Here is a 21,358-nt window from a genome sequence, read left to right as displayed (position 1 = left end):
GCTCACCCGAAGCTCACGTCGAGGAACCGGGGCCGGTAGATGGTCACGTCGCGGTAGTGGTCGGTGTTGACGAAGCTGTTGACGTTGTAGGAGATCGTCAGCGTGCCCGGGGCGGAGATCTCCGGGTGGGCGTGGGCGTTGTAGGTGAAGATGTTCCCGCCCGTCTCCGGGGTGGTGTAGAGGAGCGTCTTGTTCCCGAAGGGCCCGTACGGCGTGCAGGAGAAGTAGGCGACGATCCGCGCGCTCAGGACCTCGGTCGTGTCGTGGGTGACCAGGACGTAGGAGCCGCCGATCCTGCTGACCGAGTACTCGTTGGCCACGCCGTTCATGACGCGGGCGGAGCGCGCCTCGTCGGGGGACCAGGTGCCGTCGGCGGTCAGGTACTCCCACGTGCCGAGCAGGCTGCGCCCGGCCACCCGCGCGATGTGCATGTACTTGACCGAGCCGTGGTCCTCGACCCCGTAGACGTAGGTGTGGGTGCGGTCGCGGTGGATGCCGGACGCCCAGGACACCCCGTGCCCGCTGGGCAGGTCGTGCACGCTGAGCGGCCGGTCCAGCCGCCCGGGCGCGAACCGGGCGACGACGTTGCGGTGCCAGCGCCAGTCCCACGGCCCGGTGCCGAACCGCTCGTACTCCTGGTAGGTCACCTCCAGCAGGCCGCCCGCCACGGTGGCGTCGCCGGCCCAGTACCAGTGGTTGCGGTCGCGGGGCGGCATGATCGCCTGCGGCTTGTCCGGGGTGCCGCCGTAGATGGTCCGCAGCCTGCCGTCGCGCTCGACCGCGAAGGTGTTGTTGAGGAAGACCGTCGTGCCGCCCTCCTCGACGACCGGCGGGCGCGAGCCGTCGGGGTTGACCTGGCCGAGGAACGTGTCGGAGAAGATCCACAGCTCGCGCCCGCCCGGCAGCCTGACGGAGTAGGTGCCGTCCGCGCCGGTCCAGTCGTCCAGGCGGCTGTTGTCGTTGCCCTGGGCGGTGAACAGGGCGGTGAGCCTGGCGTTCGTGGTCGCGGCGGAGGGCGCCAGCGCGCAGTTCGCGCCGGTGGGCGGGGTGGCGGTGGCGGCCTGCGCCGGGACGGGCGGCGCGACCAGGCTGACGAGGGTGAGGACTAAGAGGATGAGTCGCTTCATGGAGCGTCCTTCGCGGCTGGGAGCTTGGATTACAGTTCTAGTCATCAGATCACTTGCTGTCTAGAGCACCTGCGCGGCGAAAATCGGATGACCGCGCGACCGGGTCGTGGGTAGCCTGCGCCAGGATCCGGGGAGGGCGTCGTGGGACATGTCGAAGTCAGCCGGTTGACGTACGTGCTGCCGGACGGGCGGCCCCTGCTCACCGACGTCTCCTTCCGCGTGGGCGACGGGGCCAAGGCCGCGCTGGTCGGGCCCAACGGCGCGGGCAAGACCACGCTGCTGCGGCTGATCGCGGGCGACCTGGACCCGGTGGACGGCGGCGTCGCCAGCTCGGGCGGGCTCGGCGTGATGCGCCAGTTCATCGGCAACGTCCGCGACCGCTCGACGGTCCGCGACCTGCTGCTCGGCGTGGCCCCTCCGGCGGTACGGCAGGCCGCCGAACGCCTGGAGCAGGCCGAGCTGGCGATGATGGAGCGCGACGACGAGAAGACCCAGGTGCGCTACGCCCAGGCGATCGGCGACTACACCGACGCGGGCGGCTACGACATCGAGGTGCTGTGGGACACCTGCACGGTGGCCGCGCTCGGCCTGCCGTACGACATGGTGAAATACCGCGAGGTGTCCACCCTGTCGGGCGGGGAGCAGAAGCGGCTGGTCCTGGAGGCGCTGCTGCGCGGCCCCGACCAGACCCTGCTGCTCGACGAGCCGGACAACTACCTGGACGTCCCCGGCAAGATCTGGCTGGAGCAGCAGCTCAGGGAGACGCCCAAGACGGTGCTGCTGGTCAGCCACGACCGGCAGCTGCTGGCCGACGTCGCCGACCGCATCATCACCGTCGAGTCCGGCAACGTCTGGATCCACGGCGGCGGCTTCGCCACCTACGCCGAGGCCCGCAAGGCGCGCAACGAGCGGCTGGAGGAGCTGAGACGCCGCTGGGACGAGGAGCACGCCAAGCTCAAGGCCCTGGTCGCCATGCTCAAGCAGAAGGCCTCCTACAACGACGGCATGGCCCCGGCCTACCATGCCGCCCAGACGCGGCTGCGCAAGTTCGAGGAGGCCGGGCCGCCCGAGCTGCCGCCCCGCGACCAGAGCATCAGCATGCGCCTGAAGGGCGGCCGCACCGGCAAGCGGGCCGTGATCTGCGAGCGCCTGGAGATCACCGGCCTGCTCAAGCCCTTCGACCTGGAGGTCTGGTACGGCGAGCGCGTCGCGGTGCTCGGCTCGAACGGCTCGGGCAAGTCCCACTTCCTGCGCCTGCTGGCCGGGGAGGGGATCCCGCACACCGGGACGGCGCGGCTGGGCGCCCGGGTCGTGCCCGGGCACTTCGCCCAGACCCACGCGCGTCCCGACCTCGCCGGGCGCACGCCCTGTGAGATCGTCATGACCGAGCACGCCAAGCTGAAGAACGAGGCCATGCGGGCGCTGGCCCGCTACGAGCTGGCCGGGCGGGTGGCCGAGCAGCGGTTCGAGACGCTGTCCGGCGGCCAGCAGGCCAGGCTGCAGATCCTGCTGCTGGAGCTGTCCGGCGCGACGCTGCTGCTGCTCGACGAGCCGACCGACAACCTCGACCTGGCCAGCGCCGAGGCCCTGCAGGAGGGGCTGGACGGCTTCGAGGGCACGGTCGTGGCCGTCACGCACGACCGGTGGTTCGCCGCCGACTTCGACCGCTATCTGGTGTTCGGCGCCGACGGCAGGGTGTACGAATCGCCCGAACCGGTCTGGGACGAGCGGGCACGATAAAGAGTTGGTACGGCAGGCGCGTGTCCCGCGCCTGCCGTACCGGCGGACCGGCTAGGACCGTTACGTGCGAACCGTCACACTTACCGGAACCGTCCTGGCCGCTGTGCTGCTCGCGGGCTGCACCAGCGAGAAGGCGCCTGCGAAACAGCTCAAGCCGCTCGCCCTCGCCGAGCAGACCTCGACGATCGTCAAGTCGCGCGACGGCTACGTCGTGAACTGGGCCGGAGTGCTCAGCAACGCCAACCCCTGGCACTTCGGCGAGCACGTCGTGGCCACGGTCGTGGGGCGGGACGCCAAGGGCGCCGAGGTGGTGCGCATGGACCAGCCGCTGGACGCCGTGCCGCCGGGCGGCAGGCTGGCCTTCACCGGGCAGGCCACGGCGGCGGCCAAGCCGGCGAAGGTCACCATCGAGTACCGTCCGGCGCGGTGGCGGCAGGCCGCGCGCATCGTGTCGGCGTTCAAGCCGTTCCCGGTCTCCCGGGTGCAGACGATCCGGCAGAAGGACGGCCGCTACGTCATCACGGGATTCGTGAGCAACCCCTACCGGACGCCCGCGGCCAGCCTCGTCGTCAGCGCCTTGCTGCGCGACGCCTCCGGCAAGCTGCTCGGCGGCGGCACCGCCTTCGTCGACGACGTCAAGGCCGGCAAGACGCCCCGCTTCGTCATCACCGTCGAGGGAGTCCCGAGCTCGGCGCGCGTCGGCAGGACCGACGTCACGGCGCGCACGTGGGGGGCGACGGCCCGGCCGTACGAGGAGCTGGCGCTGGGCGGCATCGTGCCCGTCCACACGGTCAAGCCGACCACGGAGCCGTTCGCCAAGGACCGCGGGGGGCACCAGATGCCCACGGACCAGTAATCACGAGCAAATAGCGCGAAAAATCGGGGCATTGGGAGAAGTGCGGCGCGGCAAGCCTGCGAATTCGCTGAAGGCTTTGTCATTCACGTCGAATCGGTAGAACTACAAGTTACCAATCCATTACCTTCGGTCACATGAATGACCGCGTCCTGGTCGAGGCGCTGCGCGCGCATGACCCGGGTGCCCTCGCCGCGCTGTACGACTCGCACGCCGAGAGCATCTATAGATACTGCTGGTCCCTTCTCCTCAGCTCCGACAGCGCCCAGGTGGCGCTGCGCGAGACGCTGATCGCCGCCGAGGCGCACATCAGGCGGCTGGCCGATCCCGGCCGGCTGCGGACGTGGCTTTTCGCGCTCGCGCGCACGGAATGCCTGCGCAGGCGGCAGGCCGTGGCGCCGGAGGACGCCACGGCCGAGCTCCCGGCCGTCGGCGACCCCGAGGACGCGGACCTGCGCGTCATGGCCTGGAACGCGGTCCGCGGCCTGGCCGAGGAGGACCGCGAGCTGCTGGAGCTGGCCACGGTCCACCGGCTGCCCGCCGCCGAGATCGCCGCGGTGCTGGGCACGAGCCCGCGGCGGGTGGAGCCGGCGCTGGAGGAGGCGCGCGAGCGGCTCAGGGACGCGATCACCGCGGAGGTCCTGGCCAGGAAGGGCCCCTACGACTGCCCCCGCCGGGCGCTGATCCTCAGCGGGTTCTCCGGCGAGCTCACCGACGACATGCGCGCCCACCTGGTGCGCCACGTGGCCCGCTGCGAGATCTGTGCGCCGCACCGCAGCCGCCAGGTGTCCGCGGCCAAGGTCTTCGAGCTGCTCCCGGCCGTCGGGCTGCCGGAGTCGCTGCGCGTGCGGGTGCTGAGCTGCTTCATCGACCCGGAGCTGACGCCCTACCGCCGCTACGTCGCCCGCCGCTCGGCCGCGCTGGACGCCGCCGGATTTCCCGTCGCGGGGGATCGGCCGGCTCGTCGCCGGCCGCGGGCGCTGGCGGGTGCGGTGGCGGCCGTCGCGGCCGTGATCGCCATCGTGGGCGCCTTCCACTTCTTCCGGCCCGAGCCCGGCGCCCTGCCCGGCATCGCCTCGGGGGCGTTGCCGGCGCAGGGCGATCCGCCCGGGATCAGGCTGCCGTGGCAGCCCGCCCCGGAGGAGCACGCCTTCCAGGTGGAGCCCATCGCCGACCGCCCGCAGGCGCCGCCGGTGACCTCCTCCGCGCGCCCGTGGGAGATCGCCGCCGAGGCGCGGGACGCCCACGGCACGACCGGTCCCTCCCGCGCCCCGGCCACGAACGCCCCGAGGACGCCCGCCCAGCAGGAGCCCGAGGGGCAGGACGAGCCCGGCTCCGGCCCCGTCCTCACGCCGCAGGACCCGCCGCGGCGGGACCACCACGGCCGCCCGACCAGGACGCCCTGCCCGAGCGGCAAGCCGGGCCCGACCGGGAAGCCGCGCCCGTCCGGCAAGCCGACGCCTGCGCCGAGCCCCACCCCCACGCCCACCTCGGCCCCCACCCCGGCGCCCACGGGAACGCCCACGTCGGCGCCCTCGTCCGCGCCCTCCCAGAGCTCCTGAGCCCGTGCCGGCCTTCGAGCTCCGCCACGACCCGCACCTCGGCGACCGCGTCTGCCCGCATCCGCTGCGCCGGGCGCTCGCCGACCTGGTGCCCGGGAGCCGGCGGGTCCCGTGGCCCACCTGGCTCGATCCCGGGCCGCGCCTGCTGCGCGAGGTGCTGGACCTCGCCCGCCTGCAGACCGCACGCTGCCTGGCCGTCCTGTCCTGGCTGGCCGGCGCCGACCCGCCCGACGGCCACCAGGCCGCCCACGCCGCCATGACGCTGCTGCAGATCCACGACCGGCACCCGGAGGCGCGGCCCGCCATGGCCGCCGCGTGGGCCGCCGCCAAGGTCGGCGCGGACTGGTGCAAGGCCGCCGAGTTGCGCGCCGCCTACGCCAGGCCGGCGCCCGTCTTCACCTATCCCCGTGCGGCCGACCCGCCGCCGCTGGGCGTGCGCCCGTGGATCGAGCGCCTGTTTCGCCTGCGACGATTACATTAAGTGAGTTTCATGTGTGCTCAGAGTGACGGATGGGAAACGAGTACACATGAGCCTGATCAGAGCCGGACTCCTGGCCTCCTGCCTGATCCTGGGCGCCTGCCTGCCCGCCGTCGCCGATCCCGCGCCCTCCTCCGACGACGTGGCTCGGGCACGCCAGGAGGTCGGGGAACGCTCCAGAGCGCTGGACGCCGTCGCCGCGCGCCTGGCCGCCGCGCAGGCCCGGCTCGACGCCCTCGCCGCCACGGCCGAGCGGCTGGTCGAGGCCTACAACGGCGAGAGGGTACGGCTGGCCCACGCCGCCCAGGCCTACCAGGAGGCCCGAGCCCGGGTGGCCTCGGCCGACCAGCGGGTGGAGGAGGTGCGCGCCGAGGTGGCCGTCATCGCGGCGCAGAGCTACGGCGGCTACGACATCACCCGCCCGGCCTTCGGCCTGCTGTCCAGGGAGGACTTCCTGCACCGCGTGAGCGTGCTGCGGGAGCTCGGCGGCGAGCGCGCCCTGGTGCTGCAGCGCATGCGCGACGCCCAGATCGTCGCCTCCGTGGTGCGGACCCAGGCCCAGCACGCCTACGACGCCCAGCGGGCCGCCGCAGAACGCGCGGAGGCGGCCAAGGAGGCGGCCGAGCGGGCGGTCGCCGAGCAGATCCGCGAGACCGAGACCCTCAAGGCGACCGAGGAACGCCTCCAACGCCGGCTCGACGCCGCACGCGGCAAGGCCGACCGGCTGGCCAGGGCCCGCGCCGCCGCACTGTCGGGCGCCTCCGTCCGCAACCTGCCGCTGTCCTACGGGTCCAGCAGGGGCGAGATCGTCGCCCGGTGGGCGCTCAGCCAGCTCGGCAAGCCGTACGTGTGGGCCGCCGCCGGACCCTCCAGCTACGACTGCTCGGGGCTGACGATGCGGGCCTGGGAGCGGGTGGGCATCCGGCTGGACCACTGGACGGGGACGCAGTGGACCTCCGGCCCGCACGTGCCGCTGAACCAGCTGCGCCCCGGCGACCTGCTGTTCTTCGGCTACCTCAGCCGCGACCCCGGCACGATCCACCACGTGGGCATCTACATCGGCATGGGGCTGATGGTGCACGCCCCGCAGACCGGGGACGTGGTGCGCGTCGCCTCGATGTGGCGAAGCGACCTCGTCGGGGCGACCCGCCCGGCCGGCTAGTGGCTCTCCTGGCGGCGGGCGCGCTCGAAGGAGCGGCGGATCTCGGCCTCGGCCTCCACGCGGCCCACCCAGTTGGCGCCCTCGACGGACTTGCCGGGCTCCAGGTCCTTGTAGACCTCGAAGAAGTGCTGGATCTCCAGCCGGTCGAACTCGGGAACGTGGTGGATGTCCCTGATGTGCTCCATGCGCGGGTCGGTGGCCGGCACGCACAGCACCTTGTCGTCGCCGCCCTTCTCGTCCGTCATGCGGAACATGCCGACGGCGCGGCAGGTGATGTAACAACCAGGGAACGTCGGCTCCTGCAGCAACACCAGGGCGTCCAGCGGGTCGCCGTCCTCGCCGAGCGTGTTCTCGATGAAGCCGTAGTCGGCGGGATACTGCGTGGAGGTGAACAACAGCCGGTCGAGCCTGATCTTGCCGGTCCTGTGGTCCACTTCGTACTTGTTCCGTTGTCCCTTGGGAATCTCAACGACAACGTCGAACTCCACGTCTGTCCCTTCCTAGTCGCCCCCGGCACCCCCGGCAGGGCGTAATGTTCGTAAGCGATTCTTACTGCGGGTGGAGAGGTCGGATGCGCGAGCGGTGGGTGGCGTTGTCCACACTCGCCATGCTCCAGATCGTGACGATCGTCGCGGGCAGCTACGCGCTGACTCACGAGGACTTCACGCTGAGCGCGATGACCAGGCAGACGCCGCCGCCGGTTGTGCCGGCCGAATCCCCCTCCGCGCCCGTCTTCACCTCGGGACCTGTGCTGGCCAGGGGCGGTGACGGACCTCTTCCCCCTAAGACTACTTTGGCCAGGGAACTCACCGATGCGCTGGGTGACCGGGCGCTCGGCGGCCGGGTCGGCGCGGTCGTGCTCGACGCCGCCACCGGCCAGCGGCTCTTCGCCAAGAACCCCGACGTCGGCATCACCCCCGCCTCCACCACCAAGATCGTCACCGGCGCGGCCGCCCTCGCCTCGCTCGGCCCCGACGCGCGCCTGGCCACCCGCGTCCTGCAGGGCGGCACGCCCGACGCGGTCGTGCTGGTCGGCGGCGGCGACCCCACGCTGGCGGGACCGGCGGCCAAGAAGGACGGCCCCTACCCCCGCCAGGCGTCGCTCGCCCAGCTCGCCCAGCGCACCGCGGCGGCGCTGAAGGCCCGCGGCGTCACCAAGGTCACCCTCTCCTACGACGACTCGCTGTTCACCGGCCCGTCCAAGGGGCCCGGCTGGAAGCCCAGCTACATCCCCGACGGCAACGTGGCCCCCGTGACCGCGCTGATGATCGACTCGGGCCGGCTGAACCCCGCCCAGTCCATCCCGAGAGTCTCCGACCCGTCCCGGCACGCCGCCACGGTCTTCGCCAGGCTCCTGTCCCGGTACGGCGTGGCCGCCGGCAAGACGGTCAGGCGCGCCACCGCCTCCCCCGGCGCCGCCGAGCTGGCCAGGGTGGAGTCCGCGCCCGTCTACGCGCTCGTCGAGCGGGCGCTGACGCTCAGCGACAACGACCTGTCCGAGGCGCTGGCCCGGCACGTCGCTCTGCACGAGGGCGAGCCGGGCTCCTTCGAGGGGGCGGCCCGGGCCGTCCAGAAGGTGATGAAGCGGCTGGGCGTCGCCCAGGGCGTCCAGGTGTACGACGGCAGCGGGCTGTCGACCATGAACCGCATCAGCGCCGACGCCCTGGCCCGGCTGGTCTCGCTGGCCGCCGCCCCGGGCCGTCCCGAGCTCCACGGCGTCGTGTCCGGCATGCCGATCGCCGGGTTCACCGGCACGCTCGGCAACGGCCGGCGCTTCACCGGGAGCGACAGCAAGAGCGGGGTCGGGCTGGTGCGCGCCAAGACCGGCACGCTGAACCACGTCAACACCCTCGCCGGCCTGGCCACCACGAGCGACGGACGCCTGGTCACCTTCGCCTTCATGGCCGATCGCGTGCCGTACACGGCCGAGCCCGTCCTCGACCGGCTGGCGGCCATCGTCGCGCGTGCTTGAGTGCGCGCCTTCGCGGGTTCGCCGTGGAGCACGTACGGTGGACGGTATGCAGGTGATCGACTGGGAACTGGCCGTCGCGACCGGAACGCGCCTGGTGCGGCCAGGCCCGCAGGTGAGCCGCGAAGAGGCCAGGCACGCCGTCAACGAACTGCGCGCCCTCTCGCGCGAGGCCGAAGGTCACGTCAGGGAGTTCACGCGCATCCACGCCGAGACCCCGCCCCAGCCCGCCACCATCGTGGACCGGCCGGGCTGGATCAAGGCCAACGTCGAGGGCTTCCGCGTCGTGCTGGAGCCGCTCACCCAGCGCATGGCCAACCGGCAGAACCCTCCTCCCGCCATCGTCACGGCCGTCGGGTCCCGCATCACCGGCGTCGAGGTCGGCGCGGTGCTGGCCTTCCTGGCCTCGCGCGTCCTCGGCCAGTACGAGCTGTTCCTGCCGCCCGACCCCTCGGGCGTCGAGCCGGTCGGCCGGCTGACGCTCGTCGCGCCCAACATCGTGCACGCCGAGCGCGAGCTCAACGTGCACCCGCGCGACTTCCGCCTGTGGGTGTGCCTGCACGAGGAGACGCACCGGGTGCAGTTCACGGGCGTGCCGTGGCTGCGCGAGTACGTCCGCTCGCAGATGACCGAGTTCCTGCTCGCGTCCGACCTGGACCTGCCCACGCTGCTGGAGCGGCTGCGCAACGCGGCCGACACGGTGGCCGACGTGGTGCTGCGCGAGGGCGAGGGGAACCTCATCGAGGCCATCCAGACGCCGGAGCAGAAGGCGATCCTCGACCGGCTCACCGCGGTGATGACGCTGGTCGAGGGGCACGGCGACTACGTCATGGACGCCGTGGGACCGGCGGTGGTGCCCTCGGTCGTCGACATCCGGGCGAAGTTCCAGGCCCGCCGCGAGGGCGGAAGCCGCCTGGACAAGACGATCAAGCGGCTGCTGGGGATCGAGCTGAAGATGAAGCAGTACGCCGAGGGGTCGGCGTTCGTGCGCCAGGTGGTCGCCAAGGCGGGGATGGACGGGTTCAACAGGATCTGGACGTCGCCGGAGACGCTGCCCACGATCCAGGAGATCTCCGACCCCGACTCCTGGTGCCGCCGCGTGCTCGGCACCGACGCCCTTCCCGCCTGAGCCTCACATCTGATTAGGAAATCTTCCTAACGGTCTTGACGCCGCCCGTGCCGCTTGCCAGGATCCCGGCAAGCGGCTTGGCGCGGCGCCCTCGTGCGTGACGCGCTCAGACACCTGACCCGGCCGTGCATTCCATGCTGACCGCCCATGGAGCACGCCCGTGTACATCTCCGGTGTCAAGCTGTCCAGACTGAGTCTGGCCGTACCCGCCAACGTGGTGGCGCTCGGCGTGGTCAGCCTCGTGACGGACGTCTCCAGCGAGATGGTCACCGCCGTCCTGCCGTTCTACCTGGTGCTGTCGCTGGGGCTCAGCCCGCTCGCCTTCGGCCTGGTGGACGGGCTCTACTTCGGGGTGACGGCGCTGGTGCGGCTGGCCGCGGCCCACACCGCCGACCGGCTGAGGCGGCGCAAGCTGGTCGCCGGGGCGGGCTACGCGCTGTCGGCGGCCTGCCGGCTCGGGCTGGTCGCGGCCGGTTCCTCGGTGGCCGCGATCGGCGCGGTGGTGGCGGCCGACCGGGCGGGCAAGGGCCTGCGCACCGCGCCGCGCGACGCGCTGATCTCGCTGAGCGCCGAGCCCGGGCGGCTGGGCCAGGCGTTCGGCGTGCACCGCGCGCTCGACACCGTCGGCGCCTTCCTCGGCCCGCTGGTCGCCTTCGCGGTGCTCGGCCTGTCGGGCGCCTACGACGCGGTGTTCGTGGTGAGCTTCGCCATCGCGCTGCTCGGCCTGCTGGTGCTCGTGCTGTACGTGCGCGACCACCGCGGGCCCGCCGCCGGGAGCGCGTCGATCCGGCCCGCGCTGGCCCTCCTGGGTCCCGGGCGGTTTCGCCGGCTGTGCCTGGCGGCGTGCGGCCTGGGGCTGGTGACCGTCAGCGACTCCTTCGTCTACCTGCTGCTGCAGCGGAACGCGGGCATCTCGGCGGAGTTCCTTCCGCTGCTGCCGCTGGGCACGGCGGCGGCCTACCTGCTGCTGGCCGTACCGCTCGGCAGGCTGGCCGACCGCGTGGGCAGGGGGCCGGTGTTCGTCCTGGGCCACCTCACGCTCGTGCTCGTCTACGGCCTGCTCGCGGTCGCGGGGCCGTTCTGGCTGGTGCTGCCGCTGCTCGGGGCGTTCTACGCGGCGACGGACGGCGTGCTCATGGCCGCCGCCGGGCCGCTGCTCCCCGAGCCGCTGCGCGCGAGCGGCCTGGCTCTCCTGCAGACCGGCCAGGCCACCGCGCGCATGCTCTGCTCCGTCCTGTTCGGCGCCGCCTGGTCCGCGTTCGGGCACGTGCCCGCCCTGGCGGCGCTCGGCGTGGGCCTCGTGGCCTGCCTGGCCTGCTGGAAGGCGGTTCGATGAAACGCGGTGTGATCCTCCTCGCGGCGGCGCTCCTGCTGGGCGGCGGCGCCACCGGCTACACGCTCCGGCCGGGGCGGGAACCGGCCACCGCCGGGCAGACCGGGCAGGCCGGGCTCGACCTGGGCGTGCCCGGCCGGCTCCTGGTGCGCGACACCGTCACCGGCCTGGTGCGCGGCAGCCGTACCAGATGCGAGCGGTTCCACGCGGCGGCGGGCACCGGCGTCTGCCTGGTCACCGAGCTGGGGGCCGTGCCCACGACCTACGCCGTGCTGCTCGACCGCGCGATGAGGGAGACCAGGCGGATCAGGCTGGCCGGGATCCCCAGCAGGGCCAGGGTGTCGGCCAGCGGCCGGATGATCTCCTGGACCGTCTTCGTCACCGGCGACTCCTACGACAGCGGCGGCTTCTCCACCCGCACCGGCCTGCTCGACGCCCGCACCGGCCGCGTGACCGTCACCATCGAGGACATCCCGCTGGTCAAGGACGGCAGGCGCTACTACGCGCCCGACGTCAACTACTGGGGCGTGACGTTCGCGCCCGACGACAACCGCTTCTACGCCACCGTCTCGACCAAGGGCAGGACCTACCTGGTCGAGGGCGACTACGCCGCCTGGCGGGCGCGCGTCGTGCGCGAGAACGCCGAGTGCCCCTCGCTGTCGCCCGACGGCCGCACGCTCGTCTACAAGAAGCGGACGCCCTCGGGCGCCTGGCGCCTGCACGCGCTGGACCTGGCCGCCCAGCGCGAGACCCCGCTCGCCGAGACCGCCGACGTCGACGACCAGGCGGCGTGGCTGGACCGCAACACCGTCATGTACGCCAAGGGCAAGGACGTCTGGGCCGTGCCGGCCGACGGCACGGGCACGCCCCGGCTGCTTGCCGCCAACGCCTCCTCACCCGCCATCACCTGAAGGAGAGAACCAGTGTCATCACGGTCAATCAGCCGGTTATCCCGCCGTGTCAAGGCGGCGCTGATGCTGCTCGCGGCGAGCATGCTGCTCCCGATCGCCCAGGCGGGGCCCAGCCACGCCGCCGACCTGCTCATCTCGCAGGGCAAGCCCGCGACGGCCTCCTCGGCAGAGGATTCGGCGCTGACGCCGGACAAGGCGGTCGACGGGAGCACGTCGACGCGGTGGGCGTCGGCGGAGGGCGTCGATCCGCAGTGGATCCAGGTGGATCTGGGCGGCGCGGCGATCGTCTCGCGGGTGCGGCTGAGCTGGGAGGTCGCCTTCGCCAGGTCCTACCGGGTGCAGGTGTCGGCCAACGGGTCGGCGTGGACGGACCTCTACTCGACCTCGTCGGGTGACGGCGGGGTCGACGACCTGACCGTCAGCGGCAGCGGGCGCTATGTGCGGGTGTACGGCACGGCCCGCGGCACCTCCTACGGCTACTCGCTGTGGGAGCTGGAGGTCTTCGGCACCGGCGGCGGCAACGGGGGCGGCGGCTCGTTCATCGTGGCGGCGGCCGGCGACATCGCGGGCACCTGCGACGCCGGCGACGGCACCTCCTGCGAGCACGAGCGCACCGCCCGCCTGGTCGAGTCGATCAACCCCGTCTACGTGCTGACCATGGGCGACAACCAGTACGACGACGGCCGGCTGTCGGAGTACCGGTCCTACTACGCCACCACCTGGGGCCGGTTCAAGAACAAGACCAGGCCCACCCCCGGCAACCACGAGTACTACGACCCCGCCGGCCCCGCCTCCGGCTACAAGGCCTACTTCGGCTCCATCGCCACGCCCAACGGCAAGACCTACTACAGCTTCGACCACGGCAACTGGCACTTCGTCGCGCTGGACTCCGAGCAGTCCATGTCGGCGAGCTCCGCCCAGGTCGCCTGGCTCAAGAACGACCTGGCCCAGAACACCAAACGCTGCATCCTGGCCTACTGGCACCACCCGCTGTTCAACTCCGGCAGCAAGGGCTACAACCCGGTGAGCCTGCCGGTGTGGCGCGCGCTGTACGCGGCGGGCGCCGACCTCGTCCTCAACGGCCACGACCACGTCTACGAGCGGTTCCGCCCGCAGGACCCGGACGGCAAGGCCACGCCGGCCGGCCCGCTGGCCATCACGGCGGGCGTGGGCGGCGCCGACAACTACACCTTCGAGCACGAGGTGCACCCCAACAGCCTGGTGCGCTTGACCGACCTGCACGGTGTGCTGAAGCTCACGCTGACCGACACCGGCTTCTCCGGGCAGCTCGTCCAGGACGACAACCGGGTCAGGGACACGATCCCCGCGACCTCCTGCCACTGAGACCCACTGAGACCCAGTGAGACCCAGTGAGACCCAGTGAGACCCAGTGAGACCCACTGAGACAATGCGGCCATGGGTCCGCACCCCGCCGTGGCAGACGTGCGCCGAGCCGTGCGCGAGGCGCTGGCCGGCCTCGACCCGCACGACCTGGTCCTGGCCGCCTGCAGCGGGGGAGCGGACTCCCTGGCCCTGGCCGCCGCGCTGGGCTTCGTCGCCCCGCGCCTGGGCCTGCGCGGCGGGCTGCTCACCGTCGACCACCAGCTCCAGGAGGGGTCGGCGGAGCGGGCCCGCCGGGTCCGCGACCTGGCCCCCATGCTGGGGCTGGACCCGGCCGAGATCCTCACCGTCGAGGTCGGCACGGCGGGCGGGCCGGAAGCGGCGGCGCGCGAGGCCCGCTACGCCGCGCTCGACGCCGCGGCCCGGCGCCTGGGCGCCGCCGCCGTGCTCCTCGGCCACACCAGGGACGACCAGGCCGAGACGGTGCTGCTCGGCCTGGTGCGGGGCAGCGGGCTGCGCTCGATCGCCGGCATGCCGGCCACCAGCGGCCGCTACCGCAGGCCCCTGCTCCGCCTGGGCAGGGCCACGACGGTCGCCGCGTGCCGGGCGCTCGGCCTGGACCCCTGGGACGACCCCCACAACGCCGACCCCCGCTACACCCGCGTCAGGGTGCGCACCAGGGTGCTCCCCGCCCTGGAGGCCGAGCTCGGTCCCGGCGTCGCCGAGGCGCTGGCCCGCACCGCCGACCTCGCCCGCGCCGACGCCGACGCCCTCGACGCATGGGCGGACTCCGCCTACCGGGATTGCGCTCTAAGCGATATCGGCCGTCCCGTGACGCTCGCCGTACCGCCTCTGCGAGAGCTGCCCGACGCGGTGCGGACCAGGGTGCTGCGGCGGGCGGCCATCACGGCGGGATCCCCGGCCGGGGCGCTCTCGGCCGGGCACGTCCAGGCGGTCGACCGCCTGATCACGGCCTGGCGTGGGCAGAAGGCCGTCGACCTGCCCGGGGGGGTCTGCGCGGCGCGGCGGTATGGCACCCTGGTGTTCGCCAGCCAACCCGTCGCTTAAGGAACGCCAGGTGGAAGCAGCCGACATGGGCAAGGACCTGGAGAAGGTTCTCATCACCGAGGACGAGCTCCAGGCAAAGATCAAGGAACTCGCCGCCCGCATCGACGAGGACTACGCGGGCAAGGACCTGCTGCTCGTCGGCGTGCTGAAGGGCGCGGTCATGGTGATGGCCGACCTGGCCCGCGCGCTGCGCAACCCCGTCCAGATGGACTGGATGGCCGTGTCCTCCTACGGCGCGGGCACCAAGTCCTCGGGCGTCGTGCGGGTGCTGAAGGACCTCGACACCGACATCATGGGCCGCCACGTGCTGATCGTCGAGGACATCATCGACTCCGGCCTGACACTGCACTGGCTGCTGGAGAACCTCAAGTCGCGCAACCCGGCCTCGCTGGAGATCTGCACCGCGCTGCGCAAGCCCGACGCCGTCAAGGTGCCCATCGACGTCAAGTACGTCGGATTCGACATCCCCAACGAGTTCGTCATCGGCTACGGGCTGGACTACGCGGAGCGCTACCGCAACCTCCCCTTCATCGGCACCCTCGCGCCTCACGTCTATAACGGTGAATAGCGCGGGAACACAAGCCGGCCTGACGTACGTTGGTAGGGCAAGGCCGGTGACGCGGGCAGTGCCCCTGCGCGCCTCGCCGGTGTACCTTCTGACTTGCGAGGGGTGACCCCGGTCGCCCCCCGGGTAGTCGGAAGTAGCGGTACGGACGCCGCGGCCCCGGTTAGCGCCGGGGTTCCAGGCCATGGTCAGGAAGGGACGGGCCCAGAGGGGTTCCGCATCGGATGGATCTCAAGCGATTTACACGTGGGCCACTGCTGTGGATCCTGGGCATCGTCGTGCTGCTCCTGCTCGTCACCTCGCTCTGGAGCGGCGACGGTAACTTCAAGCAGGCTGACACCTCCACGGCGCTGCAGCAGATTCAGGACGGCAACGTCAGCGTAGCCAAGATCGTCGACAAGGATCAGCGCATGGAGCTGACCTTGACGAACCCGATAGCCGTCAAGCCAGGCGACACGCCGACCAACCGCATCCAGGCCTCCTGGGTGACCGGTCAGGGCCCGGCGCTCATCGACGCGCTGAGGCAGCAGAAGGCGGCCGGCAAGACCAAGAGCTTCACCGTCGAGGTGCCGAAGGAGAACTTCCTCGTCAGCCTCCTGCTCAGCTTCCTGCCGATCGTCGTCATCGTGCTGCTGTTCCTGTTCGTCATGAACCAGATGCAGGGCGGCGGCTCGCGGGTGATGAACTTCGGCAAGTCCAAGGCGAAGCTGATCACCAAGGACACGCCCAAGACCACCTTCGCCGACGTCGCGGGGGCCGACGAGGCCATCGAGGAGCTCCAGGAGATCAAGGAGTTCCTGCAGGCCCCGGCCAAGTTCCAGGCGATCGGCGCCAAGATCCCCAAGGGCGTGCTGCTGTACGGCCCGCCCGGCACCGGCAAGACCCTGCTCGCCCGCGCGGTCGCGGGTGAGGCCGGCGTGCCGTTCTACTCGATCTCCGGCTCCGACTTCGTCGAGATGTTCGTCGGCGTCGGCGCCTCGCGCGTGCGTGACCTGTTCGAGCAGGCCAAGGCCAACGCCCCGGCGATCATCTTCATCGACGAGATCGACGCCGTGGGCCGCCACCGCGGCGCCGGCCTCGGCGGCGGGCACGACGAGCGCGAGCAGACGCTCAACCAGCTGCTCGTCGAGATGGACGGCTTCGACGTCAAGGGCGGCGTGATCCTCATCGCCGCGACCAACCGGCCCGACATCCTCGACCCGGCGCTGCTGCGTCCCGGCCGCTTCGACCGTCAGGTGACCGTCGACCGGCCCGACCTGGAGGGCCGCAAGGGCATCCTCAAGGTCCACGGCCGCGGCAAGCCGTTCGCGCCCGACGTCGACCTCGACGTCATCGCCCGCCGTACCCCCGGCTTCACCGGCGCCGACCTGGCCAACGTGATCAACGAGGCCGCGCTGCTCACCGCCCGCGCGGACAAGAAGCTGATCACGATGGACATCCTCGAGGAGTCGATCGACCGCGTCATGGCGGGGCCCGAGCGCAAGTCCCGGGTCATGTCGGACAAGGAAAAGAAGATGATCGCCTACCACGAGGGCGGTCACGCGCTGGTGGCGCACGCGCTGCCGAACGCCGACCCGGTGCACAAGATCACGATCCTGTCCCGGGGCCGCGCGCTCGGCTACACGATGACGCTGCCGATGGAGGACAAGTTCCTGGCCACGCGCTCGGAGATGATGGACCAGCTGGCGATGCTGCTGGGCGGCCGCGCGGCCGAGGAGCTCATCTTCCACGAGCCGACCACCGGCGCCTCCAACGACATCGAGAAGGCCACCGCGATCGCCCGCCGCATGGTCACCGAGTACGGCATGAGCGAGCAGCTCGGCGCCCGCAAGTTCGGCAGCGGCAACGGCGAGGTGTTCCTCGGCCGCGAGATGGGCCACGAGCGCGACTACTCCGAGAAGATCGCCTCCACGATCGACGAGGAGGTGCGCAGGCTCATCGAGCAGGCGCACGACCAGGCCTGGGACATCCTGGTCGAGTACCGCGACGTGCTCGACAACCTGGTGCTGGAGCTCATGGAGAAGGAGACCCTCTCCCGTGAGCAGGTGCTGGAGATCTTCGCCCCCGTCCGGGTGAAGGAGCACCGTCCGTCCTACGCCGGGTACGGCAAGCGCCTGCCCTCCGACCGCCCGCCCGTGCTGACGCCGAAGGAGCAGCTGTCCGGCAACGGCAACGGCTCGCTGGTGTCGGGCTCCTCCCAGCAGGGCGCCCTTCCGTCCGGGGACAGTGCGTGACCGTCGATCTCGACAGGATCGAGAAGGCCGTTCGCGAGATCCTTTACGCCATCGGCGAGGATCCCGACCGCGACGGCCTTCTCGACACCCCCGCCCGTGTGGCCCGCGCGATGGCCGAGCAGTTCTCGGGGCTCGGCCAGAAGCCGGAGGACGTGCTCACCAAGGTGTTCGACGTGGACCACGACGAGATGGTGCTGGTCCGCGACATCGAGGTGTATTCGACGTGTGAGCACCATTTGGTCCCATTTCATGGCGTGGCGCACATCGGCTACATCCCCAACGACAAGGGCCAGGTGACCGGCCTGTCCAAGCTGGCCAGGCTGGTGGACGTCTTCGCCCGGCGCCCGCAGGTGCAGGAGCGGATGACCTCGCAGATCGCCGACGCGCTGATGCGGGTGCTGGAGCCGCGCGGCGCGATCGTGGTGATCGAGGCCGAGCACCTGTGCATGACCATGCGCGGGGTGCGCAAGCCCGGGGCCAAGACCATCACCTCGGCCGTGCGGGGCGACTTCCGCACCAGCGACAAGACGCGCGCCGAGGCGATGGCCCTGATCCTGGGCCGCTGAAGCCCGCCCGGCCGGGGTCCTGTGGGTGTTCGTGATTCGTTATCCCCAAGTCAGGACCCGCCCGGTGTCCGCCCCGCGACAGCGCCTAGGCTTGGGCACATGATGAGCGTGCCGGGATTGCCAGCCGAGGAGCGGTGCCTCGTCATGGGCGTGGTCAACGTCACTCCCGACTCCTTCTCCGACGGCGGCCTGTGGTTCGACGAGGAGGCGGCCGTCCGCCACGGCCTGGAGCTGGCCGAGCAGGGCGCCGACCTGGTCGACGTGGGCGGGGAGTCCACCCGGCCCGGCGCGGCCCGGGTGTCGCTGGAGGAGGAGCTGGCCAGGGTCGTCCCGGTCATCAGGAGGCTGAGCGCCGCGGGCGTGGTGGTCAGCGTCGACACGATGCGGGCCGAGGTGGCGCAGGCGGCGGTCGAGGCGGGTGCGAGCCTGGTCAACGACGTGAGCGGGGGGCTGGCCGATCCCGACATGCCGCGCGTGGTGGCCGCGTCCGGCGTGCCGTACGTCGTGATGCACTGGCGGGGCCACAGCCACGACATGGACAAGCGGGCCGTCTACTCCGACGTGGTGGCCGAGGTGCGCGAGGAGCTGGCCAAGCGGGTGGCGATGGTGCTGGCGGAGGGCGTTTCGGAGCGGCAGGTCGTCCTCGATCCCGGGCTGGGCTTCGCCAAGACGGCCGAGCACAACTGGGCGCTGCTGGCCGGCCTGGACAAGCTGCGCGAGCTGGGCTTCCCGCTGCTGATCGGCGCCTCGCGCAAACGCTTCCTGGGCAGGCTGCTGGCCGGGCCGGACGGGCAGCCGCGGCCCTTCTCCCAGAGCGACGCCGCCACCGCGGCCGTCACGGCTCTCGCGGCGCACGCCGGGGCGTGGTGCGTGCGGGTCCACGAGGTGCCCGCCAACGCCGACGCCGTGCGCGTGGCCGCGGCCTGGAAGCGGGCGCAGGTGGCGCCATGAGCGTCGACACCGCGGCCGTCGAGACGGTCAACCAGGCCTTCTACACCGCCATCGAGACCGGCGACCTGGACAAGATGACCGAGATCTGGGCGGAGGACACGCTCCAGGGCCAGGTCACGTGCGTCCACCCCGGCTGGTCCCTGCTCGCGGGCCGCGCGGAGGTGCTGCGGTCGTGGGCGTTGATCATGGCGAACACGACCTACATCCAGTTCGTGCTGACCGACGTCAAGACCAGCATCCTGGGTGACGTGGCGGTGCTGACCTGCGTGGAGAACATCCTGACCGCGGGGGACGAGGGGGAGGCCAGCTTCGCCGCGGGCAAGGTGGTGGCCAGCAACGTCTACATCCGCACCCCGGACGGGTGGCGGATGTGGATGCACCACGGCTCGCCGGTGCTGCAGGGGGACGAGGAGGAGGAGGAAGGCGAGCTTTGACACTTGATCGGATCACGCTCCGGGGGTTGCGCGCGCGTGGGCGGCACGGCGTGCTGCCCGCCGAGCGTGAGCTGGGCCAGGAGTTCGTGCTGGACGTGTCCCTCTTCCTCGACACCCGTCCCGCCGCCGCCCACGACGACCTGACCAGGACGGTCCACTACGGCGAGCTGGCCGAGGCGCTGGTCAAGGTCGTGGAGGGCGGTCCGGTCGAGCTGATCGAGACGCTCGCGCAGCGGCTGGCCGACGTGTGCCTCGACAACGACCTGGTGCGCGAGGTCGAGGTGAGCGTCCACAAGCCCGCCGCTCCGATACCGTTGCCGTTCGACGATGTGATCGTGACCATCAGGCGGAGCCGCTCATGAAGGCCGTCCTTTCTCTCGGCAGCAACCTCGGCCGCCGGTTCCAGACGCTCCAGGGCGCGGTCGACGCCCTGTTCGACGCGCCGGGGCTGGAGTACATCGCCGTCTCGCCGGTGTATGAGACCGATCCCGTGGGCGGCCCGGCGGGCCAGCGCCCGTATCTGAACGCGATCGTGCTGGCCGACACCACCGTCGACCCCTACACGCTGCTGGAGCGGGCGCAGAGCATCGAGACCGCCTTCGGCCGGGTGCGGGGGGAGGAGCGCTGGGGGCCGCGCACGCTCGACGTCGACCTCGTCGCGGTGGGCGATCTGGTCATGGACGACCCGGAGCTGACGTTGCCGCATCCGCGCGCCCACGAGCGGGCGTTCGTGCTGGTGCCGTGGTGCCAGATCGACCCCGACGGCGTGCTGCCCGGCCACGGGCCCGTCTGCGAGCTGCTGAAGGGGCTGGACCAGCAGGGGGTACGGCTGCGCCCCGACATGAAGCTGCAGGGGCCGGCTTGAGGCCCACGCGGCCGGCCGTCCTGGTCGGTCTCCTGGTCGTCACGGCGCTCCTGAGCTACCTGCTGGTGCGGCAGTTCTACTCGGAGCTGCCGCTCGTGCCGTGGACCGCGATCCCCACCGTGCTGCTGCTGGCGCTGGGGGAGGCCTACACGGGCTGGACGACCAAGGCGAGGATCGCGCGCAAGCCGGGCACCAAGCCGGTGGAGCCGCTGTCGGTGGCCCGCTCGGCCGCGCTGGCCAAGGCCTCCGCGTACGGCGGAGCCGCCTTCGCGGGCGTCTTCGGGGGCTTCGCGCTGCACACGGCGCAACTGCTGTCGCAGGACACGCCGCGGCGGGAGTTCTTCGTCACGACGGGCTCGTTCCTGGCCTGCGTGATCCTGGTGTGCGCGGCGCTGTATCTGGAGAACTGCTGCAAGGTGCCCAAGTCGCCGCAGGGCGAGCGCGACTGAGGGCCTAGACGGTCCTCAGGCCTCCGATCCGGATGATGGCCCGTTCCACGGCCTGCATCACCTCCTCGGGCGCTGCGCCCATCCTCCGGAGAAGCCAGTCGCGGGCGTTGAAGACGCGGAGCTGCTCGCACATTGCGTAGCTCGCGACGTCGAGCCCGGTCGAGGCGCAGGCTTCGATGCGGACATGGCCCGCCCAGCCTCTCTTACGTGATGTGATCGGCAGCACCCAGGCGAGCGCTCCACGGCTGATCCGATGGAGCTCGTCGGCCGAGACCACCAGGACCGGACGCGGATATCCCTGAACGTTTCCATCGGGGGAGCCCTGCTCGGCCCACCAGATGTCCCCCGTGAGATGATCTTGAAATTCACCGGGCGTCCTCATCCAGCGGAGCCGGCGTGATCATCCAACCGTGGGTCTCCGGGTCGTCGAGCATGCCCGGCTCCGCTTCGACATAGGCGCCGAAGCTGCCCCAGAACTCTTCGGCTTCGGCACGCTCGACCAGCTCTTCAAGGAGTGCGGCCATGGAGACATGCCGTTGCTTGGCCAGCCGGCGCAGCCCGGCATGCGCACGATCTGTGGCACGGATGACAGCCATCGCATCAGTATGCAGAAAATGCATG

Annotated in this window: 23 protein-coding genes; 19 read left to right on the top strand and 4 right to left on the bottom strand. The window is 71.6% G+C overall.

Annotated features, from left to right (window positions below; genetic code table 11):
* Positions 1 to 2: 2 nt before the first annotated feature.
* Positions 3 to 1,127, bottom strand: coding sequence for a DUF5005 domain-containing protein (locus tag BSB02_RS11900; protein ID WP_084958806.1), 1,125 nt, complete (start codon positions 1,125 to 1,127; stop codon positions 3 to 5).
* A 141-nt stretch (positions 1,128 to 1,268) separates the two neighbouring features.
* On the opposite strand from BSB02_RS11900, the gene BSB02_RS11895 reads away from it, so the two are divergent.
* The 5 genes from BSB02_RS11895 (at position 1,269) to BSB02_RS11875 (ending at position 6,922) form a co-directional block, all read left to right on the top strand.
* Positions 1,269 to 2,867, top strand: a complete 1,599-nt coding sequence (locus BSB02_RS11895) for an ABC-F family ATP-binding cassette domain-containing protein (RefSeq protein ID WP_084958805.1) — start codon at positions 1,269 to 1,271, stop codon at positions 2,865 to 2,867.
* A 64-nt stretch (positions 2,868 to 2,931) separates the two neighbouring features.
* Positions 2,932 to 3,723 carry an FxLYD domain-containing protein gene (locus tag BSB02_RS11890; protein ID WP_084958804.1) on the top strand — a complete coding sequence of 264 codons (792 nt, stop codon included), beginning with the start codon at positions 2,932 to 2,934 and terminating at the stop codon, positions 3,721 to 3,723.
* A gap of 134 nt (positions 3,724 to 3,857) precedes the next feature.
* Positions 3,858 to 5,282, top strand: coding sequence for a sigma-70 family RNA polymerase sigma factor (locus BSB02_RS11885; protein WP_084958803.1), 1,425 nt, complete (start codon positions 3,858 to 3,860; stop codon positions 5,280 to 5,282).
* 4 nt (positions 5,283 to 5,286) lie between these two features.
* Entirely contained in the window at positions 5,287 to 5,763 is a 477-nt protein-coding gene (locus tag BSB02_RS11880) for a hypothetical protein (RefSeq protein WP_084958802.1), read from the top strand.
* Between the two features lie 46 nt (positions 5,764 to 5,809).
* Positions 5,810 to 6,922: a C40 family peptidase gene (locus BSB02_RS11875; protein ID WP_084958801.1), complete on the top strand. Its 1,113-nt coding sequence runs from the start codon at positions 5,810 to 5,812 to the stop codon at positions 6,920 to 6,922.
* On the opposite strand, the gene BSB02_RS11870 is transcribed toward BSB02_RS11875, so the two are convergent.
* Positions 6,919 to 7,410 (bottom strand): inorganic diphosphatase, encoded by a 492-nt coding sequence (locus tag BSB02_RS11870; protein WP_084958800.1) that lies wholly within the window; start codon positions 7,408 to 7,410, stop codon positions 6,919 to 6,921. The two genes, BSB02_RS11875 and BSB02_RS11870, sit on opposite strands and share 4 nt — an antisense overlap.
* An 83-nt stretch (positions 7,411 to 7,493) precedes the next feature.
* On the opposite strand from BSB02_RS11870, the gene dacB reads away from it, so the two are divergent.
* The 14 genes from dacB to BSB02_RS11800 all read left to right on the top strand — a co-directional run bounded on the left by dacB (position 7,494) and on the right by BSB02_RS11800 (position 20,737).
* Positions 7,494 to 8,894: a D-alanyl-D-alanine carboxypeptidase/D-alanyl-D-alanine endopeptidase gene (gene dacB, locus BSB02_RS11865; RefSeq protein ID WP_084958799.1), complete on the top strand. Its 1,401-nt coding sequence runs from the start codon at positions 7,494 to 7,496 to the stop codon at positions 8,892 to 8,894.
* A 46-nt stretch (positions 8,895 to 8,940) separates the two neighbouring features.
* Complete coding sequence (locus BSB02_RS11860; RefSeq protein ID WP_206184635.1) at positions 8,941 to 10,020, top strand: zinc-dependent metalloprotease; 1,080 nt, start codon at positions 8,941 to 8,943, stop codon at positions 10,018 to 10,020.
* A gap of 160 nt (positions 10,021 to 10,180) precedes the next feature.
* Entirely contained in the window at positions 10,181 to 11,356 is a 1,176-nt protein-coding gene (locus BSB02_RS11855) for an MFS transporter (RefSeq protein WP_084958798.1), read from the top strand.
* Positions 11,353 to 12,264: a TolB-like translocation protein gene (locus BSB02_RS11850; protein ID WP_084958797.1), complete on the top strand. Its 912-nt coding sequence runs from the start codon at positions 11,353 to 11,355 to the stop codon at positions 12,262 to 12,264. The genes BSB02_RS11855 and BSB02_RS11850 overlap by 4 nt, the downstream gene beginning before the upstream one ends.
* 12 nt (positions 12,265 to 12,276) lie before the next feature.
* Positions 12,277 to 13,608: a discoidin domain-containing protein gene (locus BSB02_RS11845; RefSeq protein WP_240506367.1), complete on the top strand. Its 1,332-nt coding sequence runs from the start codon at positions 12,277 to 12,279 to the stop codon at positions 13,606 to 13,608.
* Positions 13,609 to 13,680: 72 nt separating this feature from the next.
* Positions 13,681 to 14,673, top strand: a complete 993-nt coding sequence (tilS, locus tag BSB02_RS11840) for a tRNA lysidine(34) synthetase TilS (protein ID WP_084958796.1) — start codon at positions 13,681 to 13,683, stop codon at positions 14,671 to 14,673.
* A gap of 25 nt (positions 14,674 to 14,698) precedes the next feature.
* Complete coding sequence (hpt, locus tag BSB02_RS11835; protein ID WP_206184645.1) at positions 14,699 to 15,241, top strand: hypoxanthine phosphoribosyltransferase; 543 nt, start codon at positions 14,699 to 14,701, stop codon at positions 15,239 to 15,241.
* 221 nt (positions 15,242 to 15,462) lie between these two features.
* Complete coding sequence (gene ftsH / locus BSB02_RS11830) at positions 15,463 to 17,472, top strand: ATP-dependent zinc metalloprotease FtsH (RefSeq protein WP_084958794.1); 2,010 nt, start codon at positions 15,463 to 15,465, stop codon at positions 17,470 to 17,472.
* Positions 17,469 to 18,038 carry a GTP cyclohydrolase I FolE gene (folE, locus tag BSB02_RS11825; RefSeq protein ID WP_084958793.1) on the top strand — a complete coding sequence of 190 codons (570 nt, stop codon included), beginning with the start codon at positions 17,469 to 17,471 and terminating at the stop codon, positions 18,036 to 18,038. The genes ftsH and folE overlap by 4 nt, the downstream gene beginning before the upstream one ends.
* 99 nt (positions 18,039 to 18,137) lie before the next feature.
* Entirely contained in the window at positions 18,138 to 18,989 is an 852-nt protein-coding gene (gene folP / locus BSB02_RS11820; protein ID WP_084958792.1) for a dihydropteroate synthase, read from the top strand.
* Complete coding sequence (locus BSB02_RS11815) at positions 18,986 to 19,423, top strand: nuclear transport factor 2 family protein (RefSeq protein ID WP_084958791.1); 438 nt, start codon at positions 18,986 to 18,988, stop codon at positions 19,421 to 19,423. Before folP ends, BSB02_RS11815 begins: the two co-directional genes overlap by 4 nt.
* Positions 19,420 to 19,785 (top strand): dihydroneopterin aldolase, encoded by a 366-nt coding sequence (gene folB, locus BSB02_RS11810; RefSeq protein ID WP_084958790.1) that lies wholly within the window; start codon positions 19,420 to 19,422, stop codon positions 19,783 to 19,785. The genes BSB02_RS11815 and folB overlap by 4 nt, the downstream gene beginning before the upstream one ends.
* Positions 19,782 to 20,288, top strand: coding sequence for a 2-amino-4-hydroxy-6-hydroxymethyldihydropteridine diphosphokinase (gene folK / locus BSB02_RS11805; RefSeq protein WP_084958789.1), 507 nt, complete (start codon positions 19,782 to 19,784; stop codon positions 20,286 to 20,288). Before folB ends, folK begins: the two co-directional genes overlap by 4 nt.
* Positions 20,285 to 20,737, top strand: coding sequence for a DUF3180 domain-containing protein (locus BSB02_RS11800; protein ID WP_084958788.1), 453 nt, complete (start codon positions 20,285 to 20,287; stop codon positions 20,735 to 20,737). Before folK ends, BSB02_RS11800 begins: the two co-directional genes overlap by 4 nt.
* A 4-nt stretch (positions 20,738 to 20,741) precedes the next feature.
* On the opposite strand, the gene BSB02_RS11795 is transcribed toward BSB02_RS11800, so the two are convergent.
* Both BSB02_RS11795 and BSB02_RS11790 read right to left on the bottom strand, forming a co-directional pair.
* Entirely contained in the window at positions 20,742 to 21,119 is a 378-nt protein-coding gene (locus tag BSB02_RS11795) for a type II toxin-antitoxin system PemK/MazF family toxin (protein ID WP_084958787.1), read from the bottom strand.
* Entirely contained in the window at positions 21,103 to 21,357 is a 255-nt protein-coding gene (locus BSB02_RS11790; protein WP_143590506.1) for a hypothetical protein, read from the bottom strand. The genes BSB02_RS11795 and BSB02_RS11790 overlap by 17 nt, the downstream gene beginning before the upstream one ends.
* Position 21,358: the final 1 nt, after the last annotated feature.

It is taken from the genome of Thermoactinospora rubra (assembly GCF_002093975.1).
GTDB classification, from domain to species: Bacteria; Actinomycetota; Actinomycetes; order Streptosporangiales; family Streptosporangiaceae; genus Nonomuraea; species Nonomuraea rubra_A.
This window is presented reverse-complemented; position numbering and strand designations above follow the sequence as displayed.